Source organism: Neobacillus notoginsengisoli, assembly GCF_003515685.1.
Taxonomy (GTDB): Bacteria; Bacillota; Bacilli; order Bacillales; family Cytobacillaceae; genus Bacillus_D; species Bacillus_D notoginsengisoli.
The window spans coordinates 286,368-311,530 of sequence record NZ_QWEG01000001.1; the positions used below are offsets into that span (position 1 = coordinate 286,368).

Here is a 25,163-nt window from a genome sequence, read left to right on the forward strand (position 1 = left end):
GATGCTTTTATAAGTTTTAAAAAACAGCGAATAACCAACCAATATAAGGAGGGGGAAGGATTGGCTGAAAAGGAAGATAAGAAACAACCAAATGTAATGAAAGATGCGGCTAAAGGATTCTTAGAAGGACTTAGGTTTGGTTCTGTTGCAGATCCAGATATGACCGAAGAAAAAGTAAAAGAAACAAAGCAATTTACTACAACAGAGGTCTTTAATCATTTATCAGGAAAAGAGAAACTTTCAGATGAGGAAGTTGAACACTTAAAGCGGATGGCTAAGCATAATAGAAACTTATGATTTTAACCTCTCTATATGGGAGGTTTTTTATTTAAAGTCTTAATTTTTTTGAAATCTATACTGGAACGGCTTTTCAATGCAAAATAAAAGGGGAGAGTTCTTTGAAAAACTTAATCCTATATTGGAGGATATTTGTGATAGTGGCGTTAGTTGTCCTTTTCTTGACGAAGGTTATTAGTCAATTTATCTTCTTATCATTTATATCTGGAATAATTATTTTTGTGGGTATTCCTTGGTTATATACCAGAGTGACGAAAAAACAGCATTTTAAATTGTGAGGATTGTACTTATCCGAACGGATGCTTTCTTCAATTAAGAAATAAACGGCCAGACTTTGGATTGTCTGACCGTTTTTCTGCACTGTAACTTATGTTATTTTGTGAATTCAGTCCCTAATTCCAATTCTTCACTTCAAAACCGAGCTTATCGAATAGCTTTCAACGCACCGCTCCATGATACAACTTCATCAAGCATGGAATTGACGTTTGTCAGGTGAAGTTCTTGAGGTTTGAACTCTGATCCGTTTTCGAAATCAGTGAACAGGGACAGGGTTGGATGTGTGCGGACGTCGGCAATTTTCAGCTCGCCGCAAATGCCGCGCAAATGCTCCGCTGCGCGTGCGCCGCCGGTTGATCCGTAGCTCACAATGCCGGCTGCCTTGTTGTACCATACTTCACGGGCAAAATCGAGGGCATTTTTTAATGCGCCTGTAATGCTGTGGTTGTATTCTTGGACGATGAATACGAATCCGTCCAAGTTTGCGAGCTTTTCATTCCATGCCGCAATCCCAGGCTCTGTTCCGTCAGTTGTTCCTAGGAACGGGAGGTTGAATTCAGCAATATCCACGATTTCATAGTTTGCATCCCCGCGCTTATCAGCGATTGACTTGACCCATTCACCGACTTGCGGGCTTAGCCGGCCTTGACGTGTACTTCCCAAAATAATTCCGATGTTTAATTTTTCAGCTGCCATTGTAGCTTCCTCCTTTGATGTACCAAACAATTTATTGAAAAAACCCATTTTCTGCACCGCCTTAAGATGTCTAGTTTGCAACTTTTTGTATACTTTCCTTGCTTGTTTCCCTGCGGACAATTGGAGCGACCTGTGTTGCTAACAGCTCGATGCCTTCCGCAACTTTTTTGAACGGCTGGCCGCCGATATCAATCTGCGCCATGAAGCGTGTGTGGCCAAACAATTCATGCTGATAAAGAATCTTTTCGACAATCTGCTGCGGACTGCCGACAAACAACGCAGTATCCGGTGCAGCCATCTGGTCGAAGTGAGCACGTGAGATCGTGCCGCCCATCCCGCGCTGGCGATTGACATATGACCAGTAATTTGAGTAATAAGGATAATATTCATCCTTTGCCTGCTGGGTCGTTTTTGCAATGTAGCCATGGCCAGTAATGCCGACCTTCAACTGCTCGGCAGGGTGGCCGGCTTCCATTCCCGCTCGGCGGTATAAATCGACGAGCGGTTTAAATCGTTCTGGTTGTCCGCCGAGCATCGCAATCGCCATACCGACTCCTAATCTGCCGGCGCGGGCAGCACTTTCAGACGAGCCACCGACGCCAACCCAGATTGGCAGTTCTTCCTGAAGGGGACGCGGCGCAATTTCGGCATTCCGCAATGGAGGCCGGAATTGACCGTTCCATGTCACACGTTTATGCTTATTCAATTTTAAAAACAACTCAATATGTTCAGTGAACAAAGCATCATAATCATTTGTGTCATATCCAAACAGAGGGAAAGACTCTATAAACGCTCCCCGGCCGGAAATGATTTCGGCACGGCCATCGGAAATAAGATCCAAAGTGGCGAAATCCTCGAACAGACGGACAGGGTCGACCGTGCTTAAAACGGTTGTGGCGCTTGTTAGCTTGATTCGGCTCGTCACCTGGGCAATCGCCGCAAGCACAACTGGAATCGAGGAAACCGCATAGTCCAGCCGGTGGTGCTCCCCAACCCCGAAGAGATCAAGTCCCGCTTCCTCCGCGAGTTTTGCTGCTTCGATAATTTCCCTTATTCTTTGATGAGCGCTTATGGTTTTACCGCTGAAGGGCTCAGGGCCAATGTCTCCCAATGTATAAAGTCCGATTTCCATCATTGCTTTTCCCTCCTTCCGCTTCCAATTTTACAAAATTAAACCTCTAGGACAATTCGGTTCCCGGAAGGATCCTCGGTGACAAATAATCCATTTTCTTCTGTGACGCTTGCACCGATCGACTTCAGATTCGCCATAACGGCAGTTCTTGATTCCTCATCAGGAAGGACAAGCGTGTAGGACTCAAGGCCGGGGCTATTTTTGCTTGGCCTTGGTGCTCCAACGCCATTCCACGTATTCAATCCAATATGGTGATGATATTTCGCTGTCGAAAGAAACAGCGCCTGGCTGCCGAAACGGTTCACAACCTCAAATCCGAGTCCTTTTGTATAAAATTCCTCAACTTTTTCCAGCTCGGAAACATGCAAATGGATATGGCCCATCACCGTATGAGCAGGGAGGCCTTCCCACTTTGGAATGCCACTTGAAAGCAGGTCATTGAAATCCAATGGGTCGACAGTCATGTGGACTTCAGGGCCGGACCAGGTCCACTCCGAAGGGGCGCGATCGATATAAATCTCAATGCCATTCCCATCCGGGTCGGATAAATAAAGAGCTTCACTGACAAAATGATCCGATGAAGCAATTCTCTGGCCAATGTTCATAAAATGTCCCACGATGCTGGCCAGGTCGGAGCGTTTCGGCAGTAACAGGGCGAAGTGATAAAGTCCTGTGGTCCCAGCCTGTCTCGGTCCGATATCTTCCGGCTGTTCGATTGTCAAAAGAACGGTCTTCCCATCCGCAGTCAAGTTTGCTTTTCGTTCCGTCTGGTTAAATACGGTAAAGCCGATCACATCTTTATAAAAAGAAATCGACCGATTTAAATCTTGCACTTTTACATTTACCTGCCCAACAAATGTTGCAGGCTCACGATGGAAGTTCATGTATGTCACCTCTCTGATTTGTTTTATTAGTAAGTTACTTTATGTAAGTAATTATATTTTAGTAAATAAATTACGTCAAGTAGGTAAAATAATAAAAAGTAATTTAATATTTTTTTTAAATGGTTATAATGGAGTTAAAAGGAGCTGATCAAGTTGGATAAATCAATATGCCCTAGATTCGAAAAAGCCATGGGCTTGCTGAGCCAGAGATGGACTGGACTGATTATTTACCAGCTCCTATCGGGTCCACAGCGTTTCTGTACCATCGAATCTTCCATTGGCGTTAGCGGAAGGGTGCTCTCCGAGAGGCTAAAGGATTTGGAGAGTGAAGGAATCATCACACGCAAAGTCTATCCCGAAACCCCCGTCCGAATCGAGTACTCACTCACCGACAAAGGCAAAGCATTAGAACCGTTAATGAAAGACATAGAAAAATGGTCCCAAACCTGGCTGGAAGCAGAATCACAATAAATGGATTACTTAAAGAAATAAGTTGATTGAAACGAAGGGCACCGACTCCTGTGGGATGTAGCGGCAAGGTGGAGACCCCACAGGCGCTTTAGCGCCGAGGAGGCTCCACTGACGCCCCGCGCGGCGCTGAGTGCCCGGAGCGGAAATCAACAACCAATAAAAAAGGATACAATGGGTCGTTATTTGTCCCAGTTTGTATCCTTTTTTTATTCAAGTTTTTTACAATAAATTTTAAAAATTCAAAGGAATATCTTTATAAAGAACAGAATATAATAATAAAGCGAATTTTTGAAAAAATATAAAAAAGCTTGGTTGGGGGAAGAGGATTGAAGTTTACAAGAGGGGTTTCAGTATTGTTAATTTGCAGTTTCATAGGCTTGGCGGGTTGTTCAGGACAGGTGGACGATGGCAAAAAAGCAGACCAGAAAACAGTAAAAGCGGCAGATAGGCCAGCTGAATCGAAGCCGGAAAAGCCTGCAGAGGAAACCGTTGAAAAACCTTCCGTCGCAGTCGTCTATATAAAAGATCCGGCTAAAAGCAATGCCATCCATGCCTTCATTCCGAAAGACATGGAATATGGAACGAACAATGAGCAATATCAAAAGGAAATCGAAAAATGGGCGAGTGAATTGGCTAGAGGAAATGACGGCCAGCCTGGATACGACCAACGCGGCTCGCTCGACCGGATTGATGCGAAGGGCAACATCATCAAAGGGAAACCGCGGATCATCCTTGAAGAAGCCGAATTGGTGGCCAGTGTGATGAACGCTTCAGCAGAAGGCGGCGATGTGGTTTTGCCGGTTTATACAACAGAGAGTAATTATGAGGCTGAGGATGCAGCACATTTAGGTGAAGTGCTGGTTGCTTCTTATACGACCCATTTTGACGGCGGAGTTGCCGGCAGGTCGAAAAACATTGAGCTGTCAGCGAATGCAATCAACAATGTAATTGTCGGAGTCGGAGATATTTTCTCATTTAATACGACGGTCGGCCCGAGTGACGAGGCCCATGGCTATCAGCCTGCCAAGGAAATCGTCAACAAACAACTCGTCATGGGAATCGGCGGCGGCATCTGCCAGACATCTTCCACTCTGTTTAACGCAGTCGACCAGCTTGGAGTGGAGTATGTCGAGTGGCACCATCACTCCTTAAATATTGGCTACGTGCCGAAAGGAAGAGATGCAACCGTTTCTTACGGAGGAAAGGACTTTCAGTTTAAAAACACAAGCGGGGCGCCGGTTCTCGTCAAAACTGTTTACAAAAGGGGTTCATTGACCGTAGAAATCAGGACTGCGAGCAAGTATAAAGGTTCTATTAAGAAACGGGTGTAGGCCAATTCAGGATCCGCTCTCCTAAAGAGGAAAGCGGATCGTTGTTCTTTTTGACCAAAAACAAAACAACCGCAAGCCCCTGTATTCATGCATGGGGTTAGGTTGTTATTTTCTTTTTTCGAACAAACGTTCTCAAAATAATTGTATTCGATTTATCCATTTGTTATTATAGAAGTATGAAAAGTCTAATAATTATAAACGCAATTATAACGTAGTATACTCTTGAAAATCAAAAAGGAGTGTAAGGCCATGGCTTCACCAAAAGATCGGACTCCCTCTTTTATTGCCACGATCCGGCTAAAAACGGATACGAAAGCAGAAAAACAGCTTTTTGTGTTGTCAGAATGCGCCCGGCAACTTTACAATGCCTGTCTCGGGGAAAGTTTGAAGAGGCTGAAAGCGATCCAATATACTGAATTGTATAAAGAGACGGTTCAATTATTCAAAACCGTGGAGGAAGAGATTGAAAAACGCCGGGCAAACTTTAAACATCTTAATGAAACATTTGGTTTTACGGATTATTCGATTCAGTCCTTCGGTACAAAAACGAAAAATGATTCAAAGTTTATTGCCGCACATTTAGGGCCGCACATTTGCCAAAAAATCTCGACTAGAGCCTTCAAAGCGGTACAAAAATTGGCCTTTAAGAAAGCGAAAAAGGTACGGTTTAAACGAAAAGGAGAGTTTGTCTCTTTAGAGGGCAAAAACAACAAAACCTTCCTTACGTACTCCAATGGTTATCTCTTCGTCGGTAAGAACCTTTCATTCAAGTGCTTAATCGACCCCAAAGACCAATGGATGCAGCACGCCTTAAAGCAAAGGGTAAAATATTGTCGACTGATTAAAAAGGAAGTAAAGGGGAAAAATCGGTTTTATGTCCAAATAATCCTTGAAGGCCATCCTTACAAGAAATATTCATTAGGACAAGAAAAAGTCGGGCTGGATATCGGTCCATCCACAATCGCGATTGTCGGGGAATCCAAAGCCGAATTAAAAGAATTTTGCGAGGAAGTGGTTTACCTTGATAAAGAAAAAAGAAAACTACACCGTAAGTTGGATCGCCAACGTCGGGCAAACAACCCAAAAAATTACCAAAGCAATGGCGTTGTGAAAAAAGGAAAAAAGAAATGGACCAACTCCCATCGTTACATCAGGACCCGTTCAGCATACAGGGAATTGGAACGCAAGATAAAAGAAGTGAGAAAACAGCTCCATGGACGGGATACGAATCAAATCCTTCAACTAGCCTCCTCCATCCACACAGAAAGACTCTCTTATAAAGCATTTCAGAAGATGTTCGGCAAAAGTATTGGCAAGAAAGCACCAAGTATGTTTTTGAAAATATTAAAGAGAAAAGTGGATTCGCAAGGTGGGATATTCAGGGAATTCCCTACCTACTCCACAAAGTTGTCTCAGTCCTGCCATTGCGGTGCGGTTAAGAAAAGAGGACTAAAAGAGCGTTGGCATATTTGTGAATGCGGTGTTGAAGCACAACGCGATTTGTACAGTGCGTTTCTAGCCAGGTATGTTACCACAACCAATCGTCTAGGAACCAAACAGGCGAAAAGGGAATGGGTTCGATTCTCCATCGTTTTGAATGAATGTATAACAAAAATGAAAATAATGAAGCCAGAAAAGAAGTTCGTTTCTACATTTGGATTATAACCTTTGAGAACAGGTTCATTCTCTCGGTGCAGACGTACCCCGAAACAGTCAATAAGTTGTGAGCGGCAAGGGAATCCGAGCCCATGTAAATAGTCCTGTTTCGATTATTTGCATTAGAACGATTTTGGCTGTCGAAGCCTTTTAGACCAAAGCGAAGTCTTTCTACTAGGAGTTTCAAGGAGAGGGAAGAGCTGAGGTTGTTTAAAGGTGGAACCCCCTCCATTTATGGGTGGGAGAGCGTCAGAGAATTAATGGGCACGTATGAGAAATATTTATCCATCGATTATGATTTGCGAAGGGACGGCGTTTCCTACCGTGTCGCCAGAATGCATCTGACTGACGAAGAGTTCATGGAATTAGCCCGAAAAATGGGCAGCCTGATTGGCGAGGCGATGAAGAATGAATCATCCAGTGAACGGAAGCCACGGAATCTTGCAACAATCATCATTCCGGAAAATCAATAATAGAACAGGTAAATGGGGGGATTGGGATGGAAAAAGAAGTGAAGTTTGGGGAGAAGGATCCGATTTATGGAAGATTGGCATTGCCGGCGGGTGAAGGGGGACACCCAGCCATTCTACTGATTGCCGGCTCAGGGCCGCTGGACCGGGATGGGAACACTCCGAAAGGGAAAATTGAAACAAATCTCTATAAGGAGATGGCCGGTTTCTTTACAAGTATCGGATTTGTGACACTTCGCTATGATAAGCGGGGAACCGGAAAGCGGGACGGTGACTGGCTGGCAGCCGGTATGTGGGACCTCGTGGAAGACGCCCGCTCGGCGGTGGAATATCTTCAATCCCATCCTAGTGTGGATAGGGAAAGAGTCATTGTGGCAGCACATAGTGAAGGAACGATCATTGCAACTGCTTTGGGCGCGTCGACCAAGCTTGGCGGAGTGATTTTCCTATCAGGCGGAGTCGATAACTTGTCCGAAGCGTTAGGGAAGCAACGGAAGCTTGGGAGTAAAGAATTACTTGAAAAGCCTGTCCTCGGGAAGCTCCTTAAATTACTGAATGTAGAAGAAAAAAGCGAGAAGTCGGCAGCCAAGATGATGGAGAAATTCAAACAGTCAAAGGAAGACATCGTGAAAATTCAACTGTTCTTTAAACAAAATGCAAAATGGTACAGGGAACATGACGCATTCAATACACGAGAAGCATTAAAATCAATGAACTGTCCCGTCCTCGCCTTGATCGGAGACAAAGATGTTCTAGCTGATAAGGAAGTCCTATCAGAACTGCCATCCCTTGTCCAAGGAAAAGCCGAGATTGCCATCATCAACGACATGGAACACGGCTTACGGATTCAGTTAGAGGAACTCAGCCTTTTAAAGTCAGGCAAGAGATTTAAAGAAATCTTGAAACGCCCGCTTCATCCAGAGGCGTTGGCTACACTTGAAGCCTGGCTGAGCGAAAATTTTCTCGGTCAAACGACCAAGGAGAAGTCACAGATTGAGCCGATTATAAGTTGACTTTATAAATACAAGGAGCGGAAAATTGCGGAAGAATTTATTCTCTCGCTTTTTTTTGCGTTCAAATCTCTGAACGAATGGGTCAAAATCACTTAAGCCTCTTTTATTAAAAAACAGGCGGAATTATCTGTAAAATTTTATTGACTTTATGTATAGTTTATTTTACATTTAGTATACAAAACTTTACTCTATGTAAACTAAATCATACAGGCGGTGGTAGCATGACGTATCAAGAAAAGAAAAGTATTGTATCGTTGCTTAGTACCATTCTCATTTTCACCGTTTATTGCTTGTACATGTACCCGCGGCATCCGGGAGGCAGGCTTGAGTCGGTGGAAACCTTTCACTATTGGGGTTCCTTCGTCCTCATCCTCACTTTGTTTTCGATCGCCGCACAAATCATCATCGGCATTCTGTTTAACATCGTTTTTAGGATGACGACCAGAGAAAAGGAACCAACGTTTGAAGACGAACTGGATAAGTTAATCGGCTTGAAAGCATTTCGAAATTCATTTTTTGTGTTTGTCATCGGTTTTCTTTTTGCAATGGGATCGCTCGTCTTTTTTCAGCCGTCACAGATGATGTTCATGATTCTAATCGCTTCAGGATTCCTTGCCGATGTCACCGGTTCGATGACAAAGCTTCATCACTATCGGAGAGGGGTGTAACCGTGAGTAAAAATCTTGTCGGCAATCATATCCGCAAATTACGATTCAACCATGATGAAATGACTCAGCAGCAGCTCGCTGACAAGGTCGGCGTTACCCGTCAGACGATCGTCGCACTCGAAAAGGGAAATTACTCCCCATCCTTGGAACTCGCTTTCCGCATCGCTCGCGCCTTTCACTTGCCGCTGGAAGAAGTATTTTTTTATGGGGACAATCCAAAGCAATAAAAACGCCAATGCTATTCAATCTATTGAAAGAAGGGGATCAATATGAATGCAAACAAGAAGGCGGCAAAAATTGTCGGGGTCCTGTTTATAGTTGCAGCCGTTACTGCGGTAATCGGCCTGAAACTATACGACCCAATCCTGATCGGGCCCGATTATCTTACAAAAGGTTCTGAACAAGCCAACCAGGTGGTGCTCGGTGCTGTCATGGAGTTAATGCTTGTCGTTTCAGTGGTTGGTACGGCTACTGCGCTGTTTCCGATTTTACGAAAGTATAACGAGACAATCGCGCTTTGGCATGTTTGCTTCAGGTTCCTTGAAGCAGTTGTTATCACGGTCGGTATAATCAGTGTGCTTTCCCTATTGACCTTAAGCCAAGAATTCGCAGCAACAGGAGCCTCCTCCAATCACGCTACTTTTCAAGCCTCAGCTACAGTATTAAAAGCTATCCATGACTGGACGTTTATGATGGGTCCACTTTTTATGCTCGGCCTCAACACAATCATGTACAGTTATATCTTCTATAAAACACGGCTCGTACCAAGGTTTATTTCAACCCTGGGCATCATAGGCGCAATATCAGTTTTCATTTGTGCCTTGTTGGTCATGTTCGGCGTCATAGAACAAATATCTGTTTGGGGTGGCATTATGGCGGTGCCCATAGCAGCGAATGAAATGATTTTAGCCGTGTGGCTCATTGCAAAAGGGTTCAATGAAACAGCGCTATCTTCGCTTTCGGCACTTAAACAAAGCTCGGAGAATGCAGCACACGCTTAGTAGGTGTCTGGTACTTCTCGAAATCCGCTTTCCGCTCAAGGAGAGTGGATTTTTTTGTGAAGATCATCAAACAAAATATGTGAAACATATATGCTCTTAATTCTTATAATGTTAAAATTAGGTAAAATAAAAGCTTTTTAGATAGGTTCTCTTTTAGCATGGTAGCCTTGTCCATTAACCTCTTCATCTCTTAATGGGTTCAGAAGTTTATCTCCCTGGCGTGGACATCCATAACCAAGGGCAGAAGGAAGGGAGAAACTAAATAGTTTTATTCGATCTACGGAGGTGCAAAGGTGAATTTCGTTATTTTTTTATTATCTTTATTCGTTTCAACACTTGGGTCTGCTATGGTCTTAAAAAAGAGAAAGAGTAAATTGCTTAGCAGGTTTATAGCATTTTTGCTAAATACAGTGATTATAATAACAGCTGCGGGAGTTTTATTTAGTATGGATGAGGAGCAAAGGATATTTGGGGTTAGTCAGATTAATTATTTAGCTTATCTATTTATGATACCTGTTCTGACTTATATAAATTTTTTCGTTCTGCATTTTGCAAAAAAGGAGCGAGGAGACGTTTAGTAACGGGATTGGGTATTGAGGGGAAAAAAATGAGTCGTGATGCTCTTAAATTTACAGGGTAATTAAATACGATTATGAGAGGAGGAATTTGATGATTAGAAGTAAAGTGGCACTCATTAGTTCAGTTGTTATTTTAGGGATATGTATGTATTTATATTTCCCGTTTCCTAATAATGTAATGTTAGAAGCCCGTTCTACATTCATGTCGTTTCCAATCAGAGATCAAGATGGGTTTGTTTTGCTCGGTATCATCGGATCCGTCCTGTTTATTATCGCAATGATTTTGCTTGTCAAAGGAATAAAAAAGTATCGCTTTCGAACAGTGGTAATAGTATTAATCGTATATGCAGTCCTACCAAACCTTCTCATCAAAGTGTACCAAGAAACGTTAGCGAGCGGTATTATGGCCATTTCATACGATAACAATGGCGAGTGTAATTTTGAATCTGTGGAAGAGGACTTATTGGATGGGGAATGCAAATTCGAGTTATACAATCGAAGCAATGAAGCAGTCTCATTTGAATTGGTATTTTTAGATTCGTTTTTCATGGAAGATGAAGTACGAATGGAAACGCTTATGAATTTAGCTGGCCCTCACACGATTACAATCGAGGCAAATCGCAAAAAAACGATTCATTTGAAGGAATTACTTAAAGTAAAAGGTGTTCCAAACCATATCACAGGAGGGACATTAAATGGGGGTCTTCACTTCAAATTGATTGACGGGAAAACCACACGCATTTTTTAGAAGAAGTTTTATTTGACGTAGTCATTTCCTCGAAAAATAGTATAACAATTAAATTAATCTATGAAAAAGCCTCGATTTTCCCAAAAAAATGAGGCTTTTTTACGTTTAACCGCTTCGGTCGTTCGAGGCCGGGGTCTTTCTTGGGAATCTGCATGGGCATTCGTCCGATTGGAGGGGGATTCGACCGGATTGGGAGAGTATTCGTCGCAATCGAGGAATGATTCGTCCGGATAAGGAGGGCATTCGTCCGAATTAGAGGCACATTCGTCCTGAGCAGGGGGCCCTCGGAAACTTTTTCGCAAAACGAAATTTTGCTATTCAGAACATTCTTATAAAATGGTATAGTTCTATAATAAGGGAGTGATTACTTTGGAATTTAACTATGTTATAAACGGACACAGATCAATACGGGAATATGAGGACAGGGAGGTAAGCCAGGAACTGCTCGACTATATTTTAGATGCGGGCATCCGCGCCTCTTCAAGCGGCAATATGCAATCCTATTCGATTGTCGTCACAAAAGATAAAGAACTTAGGCAAAAATTATACTCCGCCCATATGGAGCAATCGATGGTTGTCGATGCACCTGTTTTATTAACCTTTTGCGCCGATTTTAATCGAATGAGAAAATGGCTTGCGCTTAATGATGCGCCTGTCCATTTTGATAATTATATGAGCTTTATGATCGGTGCCATTGATGCGACTTTGGCCGCGCAAAACTGTGCGTTAGCTGCGGAGAATGCGGGGCTCGGCATTTGCTATATGGGCTCAACGCTTGCCAATTGCGACCAAATTGGCGAACTGCTAAACCTGCCACCAAACGTCGTGCCGGTTGTAGGGTATTCATTAGGGTATCCGGCGGAAAACCCTGCACCACGCGACCGATTGCCAAGACATGGGCTCGTTCACTATGAAACTTATAAAGATTATTCTAATGAAGACATTCAAGAAATCTATAAAGACAGAAATGAAAAGGGATGGAACCGCTACATGAGCGTCCCGAGGCTGAAGGAAATGACCGAACGGCTGGGATTGAAGAATCTCGCTCAAGTCTATACCATCGCCAAGTATACAAAGGAATCCCACCTTGAGTTTTCACAGACTGTGCTGGACTACTTAGAGAAGCAGAATTTTATGGAGAATGAGTGAGGGGTGCTGGACTAGGACAATGGAAAGAGTGTGATTAAGTAAACTAAATCCCTATACATATGCATGGTGAACCGGATCATTAGGAGATGGACTTTTGAATGAGGTTTACTTCATAACAAAACAAAGAAATAGACTACCTGTCTTTTGGGACAGGTAGTCTATTTAATTCAAAAGCAAATCAACCTATTTATTAACAACAGTAACTGTAACTTCCGAAGTATTACCTGCTTTATCAGTAGCGGTTACAAATAAGTCAGTATTATTACTAATTACTTCCCTAAGATCAAAACTGAAACTGCCTTTTTCATCGACTGTATTGTTTCCAACTTCCTTGCCCTTTGAACCATTGTTATTTTTTAAGAATACTTTAATGGCTGCACCTGGCTCAGCAAATCCACCAGAAACGGTCGTTGTTTTGTCCTTTTGAATGGTTACAGCTGTCACATTTGTTAGCTTAGGTGCTGTTTTATCAATTGTAAAAGTAACTGTTGTTTCGTTTCCGGCTACATCTCTAACAACAAGTGTATACGTCCCTGCGGCAGAGATCGGGGTGCCAGAAAGGAATGTGTTGCCATTCAATGTCCCTGTTCCTTCGTTGAAAGTAGGAGTAACGTCTACCTTGTAAGTTTGATTGTTTGCTACGCCGCTTATGACTGGAGCTGTTTTATCAATTGTAAAGGTAACGGTTGTCTGGTTTCCTGCTGCATCAGTAACCACTAATGTATAGTTGCCTTCAGCAGAAACAGTTGTACCGGAAGTGAAGTCACCTCCATTTAATGTAGCCGTTCCTTCATCAAAAGCAGGTGCAACATTGGTATTATAAGCAAATCCATTGATTACATTGCTTACGGCTGGCGGTGTCTTATCAATATTAGTAATCTTTACAGTTACTGTTGTAACGTTACCTGCATCATCAGTTGCAACAAAGTCAAATTTGCCATTCTGTTCGAAAGTATGAGAAGCCGCGTTTAGAGTACCTTCATTCGTTTTAACCGTTACTACAACATCTTTATTTGTTGGATCTGTGTTGTAAGGATCGATAGTAATGACTGGCACTGTTTTGTCAATATTGGTGATGATAACCCGCTCAACGGTTTCATTACCTGCCGCATCGGTCGCAATGAAATCAAAATATCCATTTTCCGTAAATGTATGGCTTGTCGCATTTAGAGTACCTTCATTTGTTTCAGCTGTTACAACGACATCCTGGTTTGTAGGGGAAGTGTTGTAGCTAAATACTGTAATGACTGGTGCAACCTTATCGATGTTTGTTATAACAATTTTCTTCTTTGTTTCATTGCCTGCCCGATCAGTTGCAATAAATTCAAATTCTCCATTTTCCTTAAAAGTATAGCTTTCCTGATTAAGTGTACCATCTTCGTTCATGCTTACTTTCACGGTTATGTCTTTATTAGTTGGAGAAGTAATATAATCTTCAACGATAATCTCTGGAGCTACTTTATCAATATTGGAAATCGTAACTGGAAGTTCGGTTACATTCCCAGCACGGTCCTTTGCAACAAAAATAAATGTGCCGTTTTCGGTAAAGGTATGGCTTGTTGCATTTAATGTGCCTTCTTCATTCATGCTGACTTCCACAGTAATGTCCTGATTTGTCCAGTCTGTGTTATAAGGCTTGACTGTAATTTCAGGAGCGATCTTGTCAATGTTGGTAATTACGACGGTAAGTCTAGTAACATTCCCGGCAAGGTCTGTCGCCACAAACTCGAAGCTGCCATTTTCCTTAAATGTATAGCTCTCTTCATTTAGTGTTCCTTCTTCATCCATGCTGGCAGTTACTGTAATATCCTGATTTGTCCAATCCGTTGTATACTCGCTTATCGTGATGACAGGAGGGACCTTGTCGATGTTTTCTACCTTAACTTGGGCACTGCCGGTATTTCCAGCCCTATCAACAAAGAGGAACTCAAACTCGCCGTTTTCAGTAAAGGTGATACTAGGAGATCCCTCGTTGTTCAGAATCGTTACCTCTTCACTTGGTTCAATAGTAACAACGACATCTTGATTGGTCGGATCGGTCATTGAATAAGACACTTCAGCCGTAGGAGCAACTTTATCAATGTTCGATACATTTACTTCTACCTCGCCGGTATTGCCAGCCTCATCTTTAAATTTTAAAGTTATATTTTCATTTTTTGAGAAAGTAAGATTGTATGTTACATCATCTACTTTTTCGAATTTAACAGTTTTAGGAAGGGCTTCATCATTTGTAAACTCAACGGGTTCAGTCATTTCCACTGTTACGGTTACATTTTTATTCGTCCAATCAGTAGTCGAATAAGTAAGTGAACCGACTGGGGCATCTTTATCAATATTGTCAACCACTACAAGTACGGATCCGGGATTTCCAGCTCTGTCCACAAATTTCAATTCAAAACTGCCATTCTTAGCAAAGGTAAGCGTTTTGACTCTCGCATCAAAAAGAATTGTTTCTGGTAAATCATCAACATTTGTATACGTTACCTCTTCACTTGCCACAATTGTTGCTACAACGTCAGTATTGATAGGAGAAGTGGTCGAATACTCGACTTCCGCTTCTGGAGCAACTTTGTCAATATTATCTATCGTCACTGTTTCCTGGGACGTATTACCGGCTAAATCAGTAGCAACAAAGGTAAAGCTGCCATTCTCATCGAAGGTATGACTCTTAGCATTAAGTTTCCCTTCTTCATTGATACTGGCATGCACAGTAATGCTTTGGTTTGTCCAATCTCTCGTGTAATCATTAAAGGAAATAGCTGGTGGAGTTAAATCGACCGTTTTGCTAATTACTGGTGCACCTGTATGAAAAGCACCTGCATTTTTCCCATTCTCGTAAACCGTATAGGCCTCAACAGTGAGTTGCTCATCCTTCTTTTCCAAAAGATTTGTTGCGTTTAATTGGTGCTGATATTCAAACGTCCAAAGCTTATCGGAGACCTTTTTCGTTTTTGCTTGCACAACATCCCCATTTACTTTTAACTCCAGCTTTGGTCCATCAATTACAACAGTGCCGCTTAGTAGGATGGTATTATCAACGCGGGCAGGAAGCGGGTTTAAAGTTGTAACACCAGTAACTTTGTTCAATTCTGTCCTTCCAGTTCCAGTACTAGTCGTAGGTTCTTTTGCAGGGCTGGGTGCTGCTTGGATGGATGGGGCAATCGGACTAAAGACAATCGAGCTGGCTAGAGCCACAATACCTAATTTACTGATCTGTTTTTTGCTCATTTCTACTACTCCCCTTTAGTAAATTTACTAATATACTAAGGGGGGCCGGTTACACTACTAGCTCCATATAGCCCAAGTGTCCATATTAAGGCTATATTTCAATGCTTCCCCACTAAAAACCAAAGATTGTGTCAATATTCCAGAGAAAAAAGCAGTTAATTTCAACACTTTTTTGTCGATGTTAGATACATGTTGTGGCCACTTCAATATATCGAACACTGCCCACCAAGAATTATAAATTAAACAAACGTTAAGTTATACATTTTCTGGTCGACAATCAGCAATTAATTTACGACAAAAACTTACTCTTTTTACCAAAAACATCTCGATTCTACTTCGATTTTTAACAGAAGGTGTTAAAAAATTCATAGAATAAAAGTAGAAGAGTTCGCTGCTTTTTAAGCTACCATTGGTGTAGTGTACTTGTAATTATTTGTTGTGAAAAATGGACTAGAGTAAAAAAAAAGAAAAAATTTGCGGTTAAAAAGGACTATGTTATTGAGGTTTAGTAGGGTTTACAAGTCTAAAATTATCCTTCATTTTTTATCGATTTGTTGTTTAGTAAAATCACTTACTCTCTACTTTTAACGGCCTTTTTTTAGCAAAAGTTTGTAATCCGGGCGGGGCATGGTATAACCATAAAGAGTGCTAAATTAAAGGAGATTACAAAATGCTGAAAACGAATATGGAGAAACTTTTGAAAAGAAACGAACCTTTATTTGCGGAAGAGATTGAATATGCCGAAAAGCAGGGACTGATTGAAGAGGGAGCCATGACCAAAAGGAACTCTGCGGAACGCTTTAAGGATGCCTATATCGAACTGAGTGACAAGGAAACCGAGCAAACAGTTTCAAAAGGTGGAGCGGATCTAGTCCAGCAGCCGGTTTCTTATTTGAAGAAAAATCTGAACGAATTTCTTTATGTGGAATCGCAATGGTTCGAGCTGGTTGATGCGGATGCGGTGGTCCTTGAAGTCGACGATGTTTTCCGGAACTACCAGGCCTTGCTCGGAATAAAAATCCAGAAGAAATACGGAGAAAGACTGAATCAACTTTTGCAGGAGAAGTTTGGTTTTGCAAAAAAAGACTACAGCCTCATGTTTGACGGGGGAGAAGGCATCTGGAACTTCAACTTTTCACTCGAAGCGTTGAAAGATTTCAATGAAGAACGCACAATAAGCGAAACGCTGAATCTTGTGTACAGATTTTTATTTGACCTGGCACAAGAAGTGGAACGCTGAGTGCAATACAGTTGTTTCGGAGGCCAAATAACGAGGCTGTTAACGCATTAGTTGCCCAGTCAAAAGAATTAATTTATTGTAAATAACAAAAAGAGCTTGTGACCCAAGCTCTTTACTCTTTCCATTTGCTTTCGTTGCTATATGTCTCATAATCAAATTTTGGTACACACTCATATTCTTCGTCATTTTTCATTTCGAATGCTTCACTAGCAATATAAAGGAGTGCTTCAAATTCCATGTCCTCTGGCATGGATTTAGGATCATTTAAAACTTCATCGTAAAATTCTCTACCATTCGCCACCACTACACATCTCGAATATAAAAATTCATCCGGAGAAAAATAAGTATTCTCGTTTACATATGCACCTTCACCTATATGTTTTGCATATTCTTTCCCATCTAAATCATATAGCAATTTTGATAAAATATCCTCGAACCTAAAGATATCTTCATCAGCCTTTTTTGATAAATATTTTAAAGCCTTCTTTATTACCTTTTCATCATCACCTGCATGATTCCAATTAAACATATCTATTATTCTCCAGAACTCTTTTTCATCCATCCCAATGTTTTTAGATTTATTGAACATAAACTCACTCCTCGCTTATGAATATCTATAGACTTCTGAGCATCTGCTTTATATATATTATATTTTATTATTCTCATTTAGGATATAATCTAGTAAAATTAGGAAAACCAACACTCAGAACAAAGAAAGGGCAACAGCGATCTATGTGAATACGAAAGACGCGATAGGAGCCATAAGCGCAACGACTACGGTTAAGGTTTATTAGCGGCTTTATGTCAAATGAGTTTTTTGCAAAATTAGGACAGCACCTTAGTGGATAGGTGCTGTTCTTTTTATTAAGGATGGATAAAAAATGGGGGTGTCGTCATGAGTAATGAAAATGAAACACCTGAAAGAAGAAGAGAAAGATTAAGGCAGGAAGAATTAAAAAGAAATCCAACTGGAGCTCTGAACGATGCGTTTCATAGGGCCGATACCGGAGGCCTTGCTGATTTAGTAGGCAGTTTAGGTTGGAAAGGGACTGGGGTACTGATTCTTGTTATCATTATAGGTTTTATCATTGCATCAATAGTCTTAAGGTAAGCGGGCCTCTTTTTTAACGGATTCAATTACTTATCGCAAACAGTATAAATTTAAATCAAAATGAGTGCCATCATTGGGCAAATTAGTTTAATAAATAGTCACAAATAATCTAAGATTGTATGTTAAAGTATGGCTATTATTTACAATAGGACAGTAAAGTGATTATTTTTAGAAGGGGGAGTGAGAACGAAAAATGGAGTTAGTTTTACTGTCGATATTTATGATATTAGCAGGTATTTTCCCTATATGGATGTCTATTTTCGGTAAAAAAGAGGATGTTAAACAATTCGGTCCTAGCATACCAACGGATTGTGGAGAATTCTTTATGATGATTATTTATAAGATTTTCCCCTCTATTATAAGAAGGATTTTCTTATTTTTATTAGGAATAGGTCTAATTGTTGGTGCTATTTTTATAATGTTAAATAAATGATTTTTCTGCTAAGTGCTATTGGTTAAGTTTGAGAAGAAATCGTACTTAAAATAAAGGGCGTTGAACCAAGAAGTATTAGCCGCCCTTTTGACACCTACTAGATAAGCATGGAATAGATATTGAGAGGTGTTAATGATGGGGACGCTATACTTGGTTGCAGGTGTTATTTGTATCGTGATCTCAATAGTATCTTTTATACCAAATTTTAAAAAAGCCAAATCTGTTAAGGAAAAATGGGCAATATTTTTTGATTTTGTTATAGACCCTTTCGTTGGATTGGCATCTTTGTTTTATTTAGGTCTTTTACTGATATTAGTTGGCTTATTGAAAGTATCAAATTTACTTTGAGTTTTTCCCAATTGGCTGTTTAGGTTAACCATTCAATTATTAACAAGTAGGAATCTGTCTTTACTAAGCAACAGTTGGCCTCAGGTGGATTCACCGACACGTTCCTAACTGGGAAATTGTTGTTTTTCGCCGTGAAATTGGAGACCTGTCCGCATTGTTGGATAGGTCTTTTTTGCAAAAAAATCTCTTGGGAAAATAAATGGAAAATTTATGCTAGAATTGTAATATAGAGGAGGCTTGAAATTGCAAAAGAAACAAAAATTTTTAATGCTATTGTTCACTGTAACCTTATTCGTATTGGCTGCTTGCGGAAACTCGACTGACAAGTCAAGTGCGAAACCCAACAAACAATCGTCGATTCAAACTGCAGACGACTCCAAAGGTGATTCATTGGAAAAAAGCGCTTCTGTAGGTGTTGACACCACCAACCAAAATGACCAGGAAAATGCTTCTAATAATCCGTCTACAAATTCAAATGATCGAGGTTCACAGAAGGCCACTAATCTTGGGGGGAAAACCTCTGAAAGTATGAAGGATGACTACCTCAAGAAATTGAATGAAATGGAGGAGTCGGACAAAAATGTAGAAGCGAAAACAATCATGGCAGAAATGGAAGAACAAGAGGCAGAAAGATATAAAGCTTGGGATGAAGAATTGAACAAAATCTACAGTGTATTAAGAGAGCAGCTTAGCACAGAACAGATGGAACAGGTAAGAATAGAACAACAGAACTGGATCGAATACAGGGATGAAAGTGCGAAAAAAGCATCGTTAAAATATAAAGGCGGTTCTACGGAATCACTGGAATATGTAGCGACGCAGGCAAGTCTGACAAGAGAAAGATGCTATGAATTAGTTGCAAAATATATGAAATGATTCTTTTGAAAAAATTAATCAACTTTACATAGGGCATAAGCTTGGCGGGGTACCGGGGCTCATGCCTTTTAATTTTGCCTATCTCATCCTTTGCCGATAATATACCAGCCTATCCTCCATCTCTCCATATTCGTAGCGGGGAGTTTAGTTAAAGAAAAGATATTTTATACCTGTTTATTTCCATAAATGATACAATGTTATTGTAATAAAAAGTAAATTTATTGTATTAAGAAAGGGGATAAAGTGATGGTAAAAAGGATTGTGTTAGTCCTTCTATTTTTAATGAATCTCTTAGTTTTACTGTCCCCATTTGCAACTAAAAGCCCTGCAAACAATAATGAAGACCTTAAAAATACAGTATTTGGTTTGCCGTTCCCTTTTCTTATTCAGGACCAATCGAGCTATGTCCCTCCATTCCCTTATGAAATGTCTATGTCTTCTCCCTGGGAAAATCCCACAACAATAAAGCCGGTATCTTTAATTATTTCTTTGTTTGTAGTTAACGTACCAATTTATTTACTTTATTATTTAATTGGTTTACGCAGGAAATAAAAACTCATTAATTTAACGAGTTTTGAACTAGTGCCTTACAGTATCCTAGATGAGAATGGGGAGTTTATAAGTGGATAAATTACTTTTATTATTGATTGTCTCTTTAGGAATAGTAATAACAGGGTGTAGTGATGATAACAAAGTGTGGGAACCGCATAGTCCTTTAAACACCTCTTCCTTAATGCTCCAATACGCAGAACAAAACAATTACAAACAGTTTAATACGTTACTACTAGAAGGATCCGATGAAGCGAGTATAAAAAAGATGTTCGAAACTGTGAAGCAAGTGGGAACCAATAGTAAAGAAATAAAAACTTTTACTTTAGTTACCTTTGATAATGGTAAAACATTGCTTGTCCATTTAACGTCTGAAACAGAAGATGGAAAAGTATTAATTCAAGATGTTATTGAAATTCCAACTGAAATAGCATCGGATATTGAGAAAGAGCTAAATAAAAGATTTGAAAAGTAAATTTTTATATTCTTATTCAACTAGCGGGGGCAGGTTAGTGAAAGAAGAAATATCTATTACGTATCTCATTTTGCATGTTAAAATATGGATAAAAATGCAGGGGGTTGTAATGATTTGGAAAGTATCAGAGCTTACTTGAAAAAAGAAAATAATTGGTTTTTTATTCCTTTAGCCCTCATTTCCATCTTAGTTTTAACTTTGAATAGAACGGGTCCTTTAGAAGGTCACTTAAGACCCGTAGGCTTTATTTTGTTCATAATTTTATGTATTAGCTTAATTGTAATCTGTCGACATTCTAAATGGAAAATAGCGGTAATATTGCTCTATTTCATTTTTTTCGGGCTGATTCCTTTCTTGGATTAAACTTAAGTTAACAGTGAACGGTTGACTCGCTTTTTTGAAGTCCTTTTTGAACTAACGGGCAGAGTTAGTAGAAGGTGGAATTTCTAGAAACAAAAAGAATATATATACTGCCAACGCTATTATTTTTGGGGAACTGAAATGGAAACCTGGGAATGGATACTTGTTAGTTTAGTTATGGTTGGACTTTTAGACTAATACCTATCCAATAAAGTACACAAAGGGAAAATGATAAAATTTGGAGTATGGGGATATGCAACGACAGCAATTATATACCTTTGGTTTGTTAATAGTTAGGTATAGGGGAAAGGTGAGTTAATCCAATGAAGGTTAAGGCACTTTTTGTTGAACAAAATGCACTTAAAATTTGGAATCCTATATATTCACTTATAGATTAAGTCTAATAGTAGTTGGTGGAGGTGATAGTTTGTTCTCAGGTGTAGGAGCTTCATTTTTATTTCTAATTATCTTTTGGATTGCGGGTTTATTTATTTTGTACATGATCATTTCAACAGCAGTAAAGGTTGGCATTAACAAGTCTGTAATTGGTCGATTTATTGAAAGTAAGTATGGAGAGATTCAGACAAAAAAAACATTTCTTGATAGTGATTTAGATAATGAAAAGTAACGTAGTGCGTTATTCCAAAGAGGATTAACGCTTTTTTAGAAGTCCTTCTTGAACAAACGGGGCAGAAGAGTTCAAGAAGCAATGTGGTCTTTATTATAAATTATAAGGGGAAATGTTATGGTTGGTAAAACTATATCAAATAGTAATTCTGTAATTTCTTTAACTATGGGAATTCTATCAATTCTTATACCTCTTATTGGTCTAGTTCTAGGTATTATCGGAGTCCGGCATCAAGAAAATCTGTAAAAGAGATAGAAAAAACAAGTGAGAATGGTAGAAGATTAGCAACTTCAGGTTTAATTTGTAGCTCAGTTGGGATTGTTATTCAACTATTCTGAGTGTTAGGGCTTATTGCTTATTACTCTGTATCGAATGTTACCGTAGGATAAAGAAATTTTATTAGGGTGCGTTGATCCATGAAGGATTAACCATTAACCGCCTTTTTTGTTGAATATCTTATTGAACAAACGGAGCAGGTTAGTTGAACAAGAAAAAGCTATTCAAAGGCAAAACCAGAGTTTTAGAAAATGATATTTAGCACGGAAACATAACGGGGGTATGTTAAATGGGAAGATATTTAAAAAATACCCAAAAACTTATTTCTTATGGATTCATTCTGTTATTGTTTTTTGTTGCCATTGGCATAATGGATAGAAATGAGGATACTCAGGACCAGTTAAGCAACAGAATTGAAACTTCCAAAGAAAGACTGTTTCTAAAACCAATATTTAGACCTGTAAACACCGCATACAACGAAGTGGTGACAAACCCTACTAAAGAAAATAAAGAAGCCTTTGTTGCATCCTTGGAATATTGTGACACTATCATTCAAACCTACATTCTCTTGAATGTTGATGAAGAGACACTCAAAAAGACATATAACCTTAGTAATTTGGCTGAAGTAGAGTTTGCTGATAAGAAGTTAATTAATCTTGATTTCAGTCAAACTCAAGATAGGTTAGTTGGTAAAAGTGTATTAGATATTGCAGCTCAATTCCAAACGGAAATTTATGCAGATTTAGATAAGCCAGAATCATTAGTTCGAAGGTATATTGACTCTGCCAATGAGATAAAAAGGTTAATCGAAAAGACCAAATAGATGAGAAGGTTTGAAATTGTGACAGTATGTACTAAAACATACGGGTGCGGAGATCCAGAAAAGATTAGCCACCTTTTTTGTTGAATTCCTTATTGAACAAACGGGGCAGGTTAGTGGAATAAGGAAGATAAAATAATAAAATACTTTTATTTGAAAATTTGGTTATTTCAGGTTATAATATATAGAAATATTCTGAAATTAATTAATACAAAAGTAATGACAGGAATCAGTAGTGACTTATCTCCCTGTTTTAGAGAGCTGATGTATGGTGGAAATCAGCACAAAGATAAGAGCGAATTACCTCCTTGAACTTTCTTTATGAACTTTTAGTAGTAAAGAACGGACCGAACCGTTATTCGTATGAGTGGAAGAGCAATCTTCAATAAGGGTGGTACCACGTTAACCACGTCCCTTTTTAGGGGCGTGGTTTTTTATTTTTATGGAAACTGGAGGAGAGACTTAATGGGAAATTATTTAGACCAGCTAACAAGAGAAAAACTAATTGAACTAAACAGGCAGTTCGACATTTACAGTAATGGAGCAGCGGAGATCATTCCTGAGAGTGAACTAAAGAACAAAATTGCCAAGTCATTGTTAAAAAACCAGCCATTAAAGGTTAAGTTAGGTTTAGACCCATCTGCTCCAGACGTTCATTTAGGACATACAGTTGTCTTAAACAAACTTAAGCAATTTCAGGAGAATGGACATATAATCCAATTAATTATTGGAGATTTTACTGGCAAAATAGGTGATCCGACTGGCAAATCAGTAGTGAGAAAACAACTTACAGATAAAGAGGTAAAGGAAAATGCGAGAACTTACTTTGAACAATTCAGTAAAGTGTTAGATATGGAACGAGTCGAGCTATTTTATAACTCAAAGTGGCTAAGCACCCTTAATCTGGAGAATGTTATTAAGTTATCTTCCAGTATCACGGTAGCACGATTATTAGAGAGGAATGACTTTTCAGAAAGATATTCCACAGGAAAACCAATATCTTTACACGAGTTTTTCTACCCCTTAATGCAAGGTTATGATTCCGTTGAACTAGAAAGTGATGTAGAACTAGGTGGTACAGACCAACACTTTAATGTATTAATGGGCAGACATTTACAAGAGCATTATGGTAAAGAGAAACAAATAGTCGTTTTACTGCCATTAATTGAAGGTCTTGATGGTGTAGAGAAAATGTCAAAATCGAAAAATAATTATATCGGTGTGGATGACAAACCAAGTGATATGTACGGAAAAACGATGTCTATACCAGATGAATTGATTTTGAAGTATTTTGACCTCTTAACAGACTTACCTTTGGTGCAAAGGAATGAAATTAAAGAAGAGTTAATAACAGGAAAGCTGCATCCTAAAGATGCAAAGATGCATTTAGCTAAAACGATTGTAAGGATGTACCATAGTGCTGAAGTTGCTGAGAAGGCCGAGGAAACCTTTAAGGCAGTTTTTCAAAGAGGGACATTACCTGACGATATTCCTGTTGTTGAATGGGAAGGTGAAAAAGAAATTCCACTGATAGATCTATTAGTGGAATTGAAATTACAAAGTTCCAAAACTGAAGCTCGGAAAATGATTCAAAATGGCGGGATTAAAATAAACGAGGTTAAAGTAAATGATATTCACTTACAAATAAACACCTCATTGGAGCCGATTATCCAAGTAGGTAAACGTAAATTTATACAATTGAAATCTTAGTAACCCCAACAATTGTCATTTTATTCACTTAAGGAGAGCTAGTATAGAGCTCTCCCTTTATATGCTTTTAATGATATACAGTATGTGAAGGATATAGGAGCGTTGATCCAGGAAAGATTGAGGTACCTTCTTGTTGAATCCTTTATTGATCTAAAGGGGTAGTTTAGTCAAAATGTAATATAGGAGATGATCTAAATTGTTAAGTTCAAAAAGACTTCAGTTTCGAAAAATGGTAGTAAGTGACATCGAAAAGTATCATTCTTGGAGAAATGATTTAGATGTTATGAAAACAACAAGCCCATCATTAGATTTATATTCACTTGATGAAACGAGACATTTTGTTGAGAATATTATTCTTAATTCAACGTCTTCTAAGAGCTATATCATTGAGGATAGGGAAGGGAATACGGCAATTGGTGTAACGTCTCTAATAAATATCGATACAAAAAATAGAAATGCTGAATGTATTATCGATATTGGTGAAAAAGAATTTTGGGGTAAGGGATATGGTACAGAAGCTCTAAAATTGTTACTTGAATATGCTTTTTTGGAATTAAATTTACATCGTGTTTCACTTCGTGTATTCTCTCTCAACGAGAGGGCTATACATATTTATAATAAACTTGGTTTTACTAAAGAGGGAGTAATGCGAGAAAATTTATATAGAAATGGAAAATGGCATGACATAATTATCATGGGGGTTTTAAAGAAAGAGTTTATGAGTAAGCAGTAAAAGATG

General features: G+C 39.5%; 28 protein-coding genes, 1 riboswitch and 1 other annotated feature. Of the genes, 23 read left to right on the forward strand and 5 right to left on the reverse strand.

Annotated elements, in window-relative coordinates:
• Positions 1 to 60 precede the first annotated feature (60 nt).
• Complete coding sequence (locus D1B31_RS24700; RefSeq protein WP_118918985.1) at positions 61 to 297, forward strand: hypothetical protein; 237 nt, start codon at positions 61 to 63, stop codon at positions 295 to 297.
• A gap of 423 nt (positions 298 to 720) precedes the next feature.
• On the opposite strand, the gene D1B31_RS01565 is transcribed toward D1B31_RS24700, so the two are convergent.
• From D1B31_RS01565 to D1B31_RS01575, 3 genes are read right to left on the reverse strand one after another with little or no spacing between them, the layout of a single operon-like run.
• Positions 721 to 1,317: an NADPH-dependent FMN reductase gene (locus tag D1B31_RS01565; protein WP_118918986.1), complete on the reverse strand. Its 597-nt coding sequence runs from the start codon at positions 1,315 to 1,317 to the stop codon at positions 721 to 723.
• A 22-nt stretch (positions 1,318 to 1,339) separates the two neighbouring features.
• On the reverse strand, positions 1,340 to 2,404 hold the full coding sequence (locus D1B31_RS01570) for an LLM class flavin-dependent oxidoreductase (protein ID WP_118918987.1): 1,065 nt from the start codon (positions 2,402 to 2,404) through the stop codon (positions 1,340 to 1,342).
• Between the two features lie 35 nt (positions 2,405 to 2,439).
• Positions 2,440 to 3,285 (reverse strand): VOC family protein, encoded by an 846-nt coding sequence (locus tag D1B31_RS01575; protein WP_118918988.1) that lies wholly within the window; start codon positions 3,283 to 3,285, stop codon positions 2,440 to 2,442.
• A 153-nt stretch (positions 3,286 to 3,438) separates the two neighbouring features.
• Between D1B31_RS01575 and D1B31_RS01580 the strand changes: the two genes are divergently transcribed.
• The 11 genes from D1B31_RS01580 to D1B31_RS01630 all read left to right on the forward strand — a co-directional run bounded on the left by D1B31_RS01580 (position 3,439) and on the right by D1B31_RS01630 (position 12,370).
• Positions 3,439 to 3,756: a winged helix-turn-helix transcriptional regulator gene (locus D1B31_RS01580; protein ID WP_118918989.1), complete on the forward strand. Its 318-nt coding sequence runs from the start codon at positions 3,439 to 3,441 to the stop codon at positions 3,754 to 3,756.
• Between the two features lie 326 nt (positions 3,757 to 4,082).
• Positions 4,083 to 5,087 carry a VanW family protein gene (locus D1B31_RS01585; protein WP_240035114.1) on the forward strand — a complete coding sequence of 335 codons (1,005 nt, stop codon included), beginning with the start codon at positions 4,083 to 4,085 and terminating at the stop codon, positions 5,085 to 5,087.
• Between the two features lie 249 nt (positions 5,088 to 5,336).
• Complete coding sequence (locus D1B31_RS01590; RefSeq protein ID WP_118918990.1) at positions 5,337 to 6,752, forward strand: transposase; 1,416 nt, start codon at positions 5,337 to 5,339, stop codon at positions 6,750 to 6,752.
• A 197-nt stretch (positions 6,753 to 6,949) separates the two neighbouring features.
• Positions 6,950 to 7,216: a helix-turn-helix domain-containing protein gene (locus tag D1B31_RS01595; protein WP_118918991.1), complete on the forward strand. Its 267-nt coding sequence runs from the start codon at positions 6,950 to 6,952 to the stop codon at positions 7,214 to 7,216.
• Between the two features lie 26 nt (positions 7,217 to 7,242).
• Positions 7,243 to 8,226, forward strand: a complete 984-nt coding sequence (locus D1B31_RS01600) for an alpha/beta hydrolase (protein WP_118918992.1) — start codon at positions 7,243 to 7,245, stop codon at positions 8,224 to 8,226.
• A 221-nt stretch (positions 8,227 to 8,447) separates the two neighbouring features.
• Positions 8,448 to 8,894, forward strand: coding sequence for a hypothetical protein (locus D1B31_RS01605; protein ID WP_118918993.1), 447 nt, complete (start codon positions 8,448 to 8,450; stop codon positions 8,892 to 8,894).
• 2 nt (positions 8,895 to 8,896) lie between these two features.
• The gene (locus D1B31_RS01610) at positions 8,897 to 9,121 is read left to right on the forward strand and encodes a helix-turn-helix transcriptional regulator (protein WP_118918994.1); all 225 of its coding nucleotides are present in this window, start codon (positions 8,897 to 8,899) and stop codon (positions 9,119 to 9,121) included.
• A gap of 42 nt (positions 9,122 to 9,163) precedes the next feature.
• Positions 9,164 to 9,895, forward strand: coding sequence for a DUF4386 domain-containing protein (locus D1B31_RS01615; RefSeq protein ID WP_118918995.1), 732 nt, complete (start codon positions 9,164 to 9,166; stop codon positions 9,893 to 9,895).
• Between the two features lie 293 nt (positions 9,896 to 10,188).
• On the forward strand, positions 10,189 to 10,473 hold the full coding sequence (locus D1B31_RS01620) for a hypothetical protein (RefSeq protein ID WP_118918996.1): 285 nt from the start codon (positions 10,189 to 10,191) through the stop codon (positions 10,471 to 10,473).
• Between the two features lie 91 nt (positions 10,474 to 10,564).
• Positions 10,565 to 11,221, forward strand: a complete 657-nt coding sequence (locus D1B31_RS01625) for a hypothetical protein (RefSeq protein WP_118918997.1) — start codon at positions 10,565 to 10,567, stop codon at positions 11,219 to 11,221.
• A gap of 360 nt (positions 11,222 to 11,581) precedes the next feature.
• A complete protein-coding gene (locus D1B31_RS01630) occupies positions 11,582 to 12,370 on the forward strand; it encodes a nitroreductase family protein (RefSeq protein WP_240035115.1) in 789 nt (262 codons plus the stop codon).
• A 183-nt stretch (positions 12,371 to 12,553) separates the two neighbouring features.
• Here the strand turns inward: D1B31_RS01630 and D1B31_RS01635 are convergent, their stop codons facing one another.
• The gene (locus tag D1B31_RS01635; protein WP_158587402.1) at positions 12,554 to 15,598 is read right to left on the reverse strand and encodes an Ig-like domain repeat protein; all 3,045 of its coding nucleotides are present in this window, start codon (positions 15,596 to 15,598) and stop codon (positions 12,554 to 12,556) included.
• A gap of 34 nt (positions 15,599 to 15,632) precedes the next feature.
• Positions 15,633 to 15,716: riboswitch (cyclic di-GMP riboswitch) on the reverse strand.
• A gap of 552 nt (positions 15,717 to 16,268) precedes the next feature.
• Here D1B31_RS01635 and D1B31_RS01645 point away from each other — a divergent pair.
• Positions 16,269 to 16,838, forward strand: coding sequence for a branched-chain amino acid aminotransferase (locus D1B31_RS01645; RefSeq protein ID WP_118919000.1), 570 nt, complete (start codon positions 16,269 to 16,271; stop codon positions 16,836 to 16,838).
• Between the two features lie 112 nt (positions 16,839 to 16,950).
• Here the strand turns inward: D1B31_RS01645 and D1B31_RS01650 are convergent, their stop codons facing one another.
• On the reverse strand, positions 16,951 to 17,427 hold the full coding sequence (locus D1B31_RS01650; protein WP_118919001.1) for a DUF4240 domain-containing protein: 477 nt from the start codon (positions 17,425 to 17,427) through the stop codon (positions 16,951 to 16,953).
• 306 nt (positions 17,428 to 17,733) lie between these two features.
• Between D1B31_RS01650 and D1B31_RS01655 the strand changes: the two genes are divergently transcribed.
• The 10 genes from D1B31_RS01655 (at position 17,734) to D1B31_RS01705 (ending at position 25,157) form a co-directional block, all read left to right on the forward strand.
• Complete coding sequence (locus tag D1B31_RS01655) at positions 17,734 to 17,949, forward strand: DUF6366 family protein (protein ID WP_118919002.1); 216 nt, start codon at positions 17,734 to 17,736, stop codon at positions 17,947 to 17,949.
• A gap of 193 nt (positions 17,950 to 18,142) precedes the next feature.
• On the forward strand, positions 18,143 to 18,382 hold the full coding sequence (locus D1B31_RS01660; RefSeq protein WP_118919003.1) for a hypothetical protein: 240 nt from the start codon (positions 18,143 to 18,145) through the stop codon (positions 18,380 to 18,382).
• Positions 18,383 to 18,532: 150 nt separating this feature from the next.
• On the forward strand, positions 18,533 to 18,730 hold the full coding sequence (locus D1B31_RS01665) for a hypothetical protein (RefSeq protein WP_158587403.1): 198 nt from the start codon (positions 18,533 to 18,535) through the stop codon (positions 18,728 to 18,730).
• Between the two features lie 243 nt (positions 18,731 to 18,973).
• Positions 18,974 to 19,606 (forward strand): lysozyme inhibitor LprI family protein, encoded by a 633-nt coding sequence (locus tag D1B31_RS01670; protein ID WP_118919005.1) that lies wholly within the window; start codon positions 18,974 to 18,976, stop codon positions 19,604 to 19,606.
• Positions 19,607 to 19,852: 246 nt separating this feature from the next.
• Positions 19,853 to 20,158: a hypothetical protein gene (locus D1B31_RS01675; RefSeq protein WP_118919006.1), complete on the forward strand. Its 306-nt coding sequence runs from the start codon at positions 19,853 to 19,855 to the stop codon at positions 20,156 to 20,158.
• A 70-nt stretch (positions 20,159 to 20,228) separates the two neighbouring features.
• Positions 20,229 to 20,630, forward strand: coding sequence for a hypothetical protein (locus D1B31_RS01680; protein ID WP_118919007.1), 402 nt, complete (start codon positions 20,229 to 20,231; stop codon positions 20,628 to 20,630).
• Positions 20,631 to 21,417: 787 nt separating this feature from the next.
• Complete coding sequence (locus tag D1B31_RS01685; protein WP_118919008.1) at positions 21,418 to 21,618, forward strand: hypothetical protein; 201 nt, start codon at positions 21,418 to 21,420, stop codon at positions 21,616 to 21,618.
• A gap of 565 nt (positions 21,619 to 22,183) precedes the next feature.
• A complete protein-coding gene (locus tag D1B31_RS01695) occupies positions 22,184 to 22,717 on the forward strand; it encodes a hypothetical protein (RefSeq protein WP_118919009.1) in 534 nt (177 codons plus the stop codon).
• A gap of 207 nt (positions 22,718 to 22,924) precedes the next feature.
• Positions 22,925 to 23,133, forward strand: a binding site (T-box leader).
• A 46-nt stretch (positions 23,134 to 23,179) separates the two neighbouring features.
• Positions 23,180 to 24,424: a tyrosine--tRNA ligase gene (tyrS, locus tag D1B31_RS01700; RefSeq protein ID WP_118919010.1), complete on the forward strand. Its 1,245-nt coding sequence runs from the start codon at positions 23,180 to 23,182 to the stop codon at positions 24,422 to 24,424.
• A gap of 196 nt (positions 24,425 to 24,620) precedes the next feature.
• The gene (locus D1B31_RS01705; RefSeq protein WP_118919011.1) at positions 24,621 to 25,157 is read left to right on the forward strand and encodes a GNAT family N-acetyltransferase; all 537 of its coding nucleotides are present in this window, start codon (positions 24,621 to 24,623) and stop codon (positions 25,155 to 25,157) included.
• Positions 25,158 to 25,163: the final 6 nt, after the last annotated feature.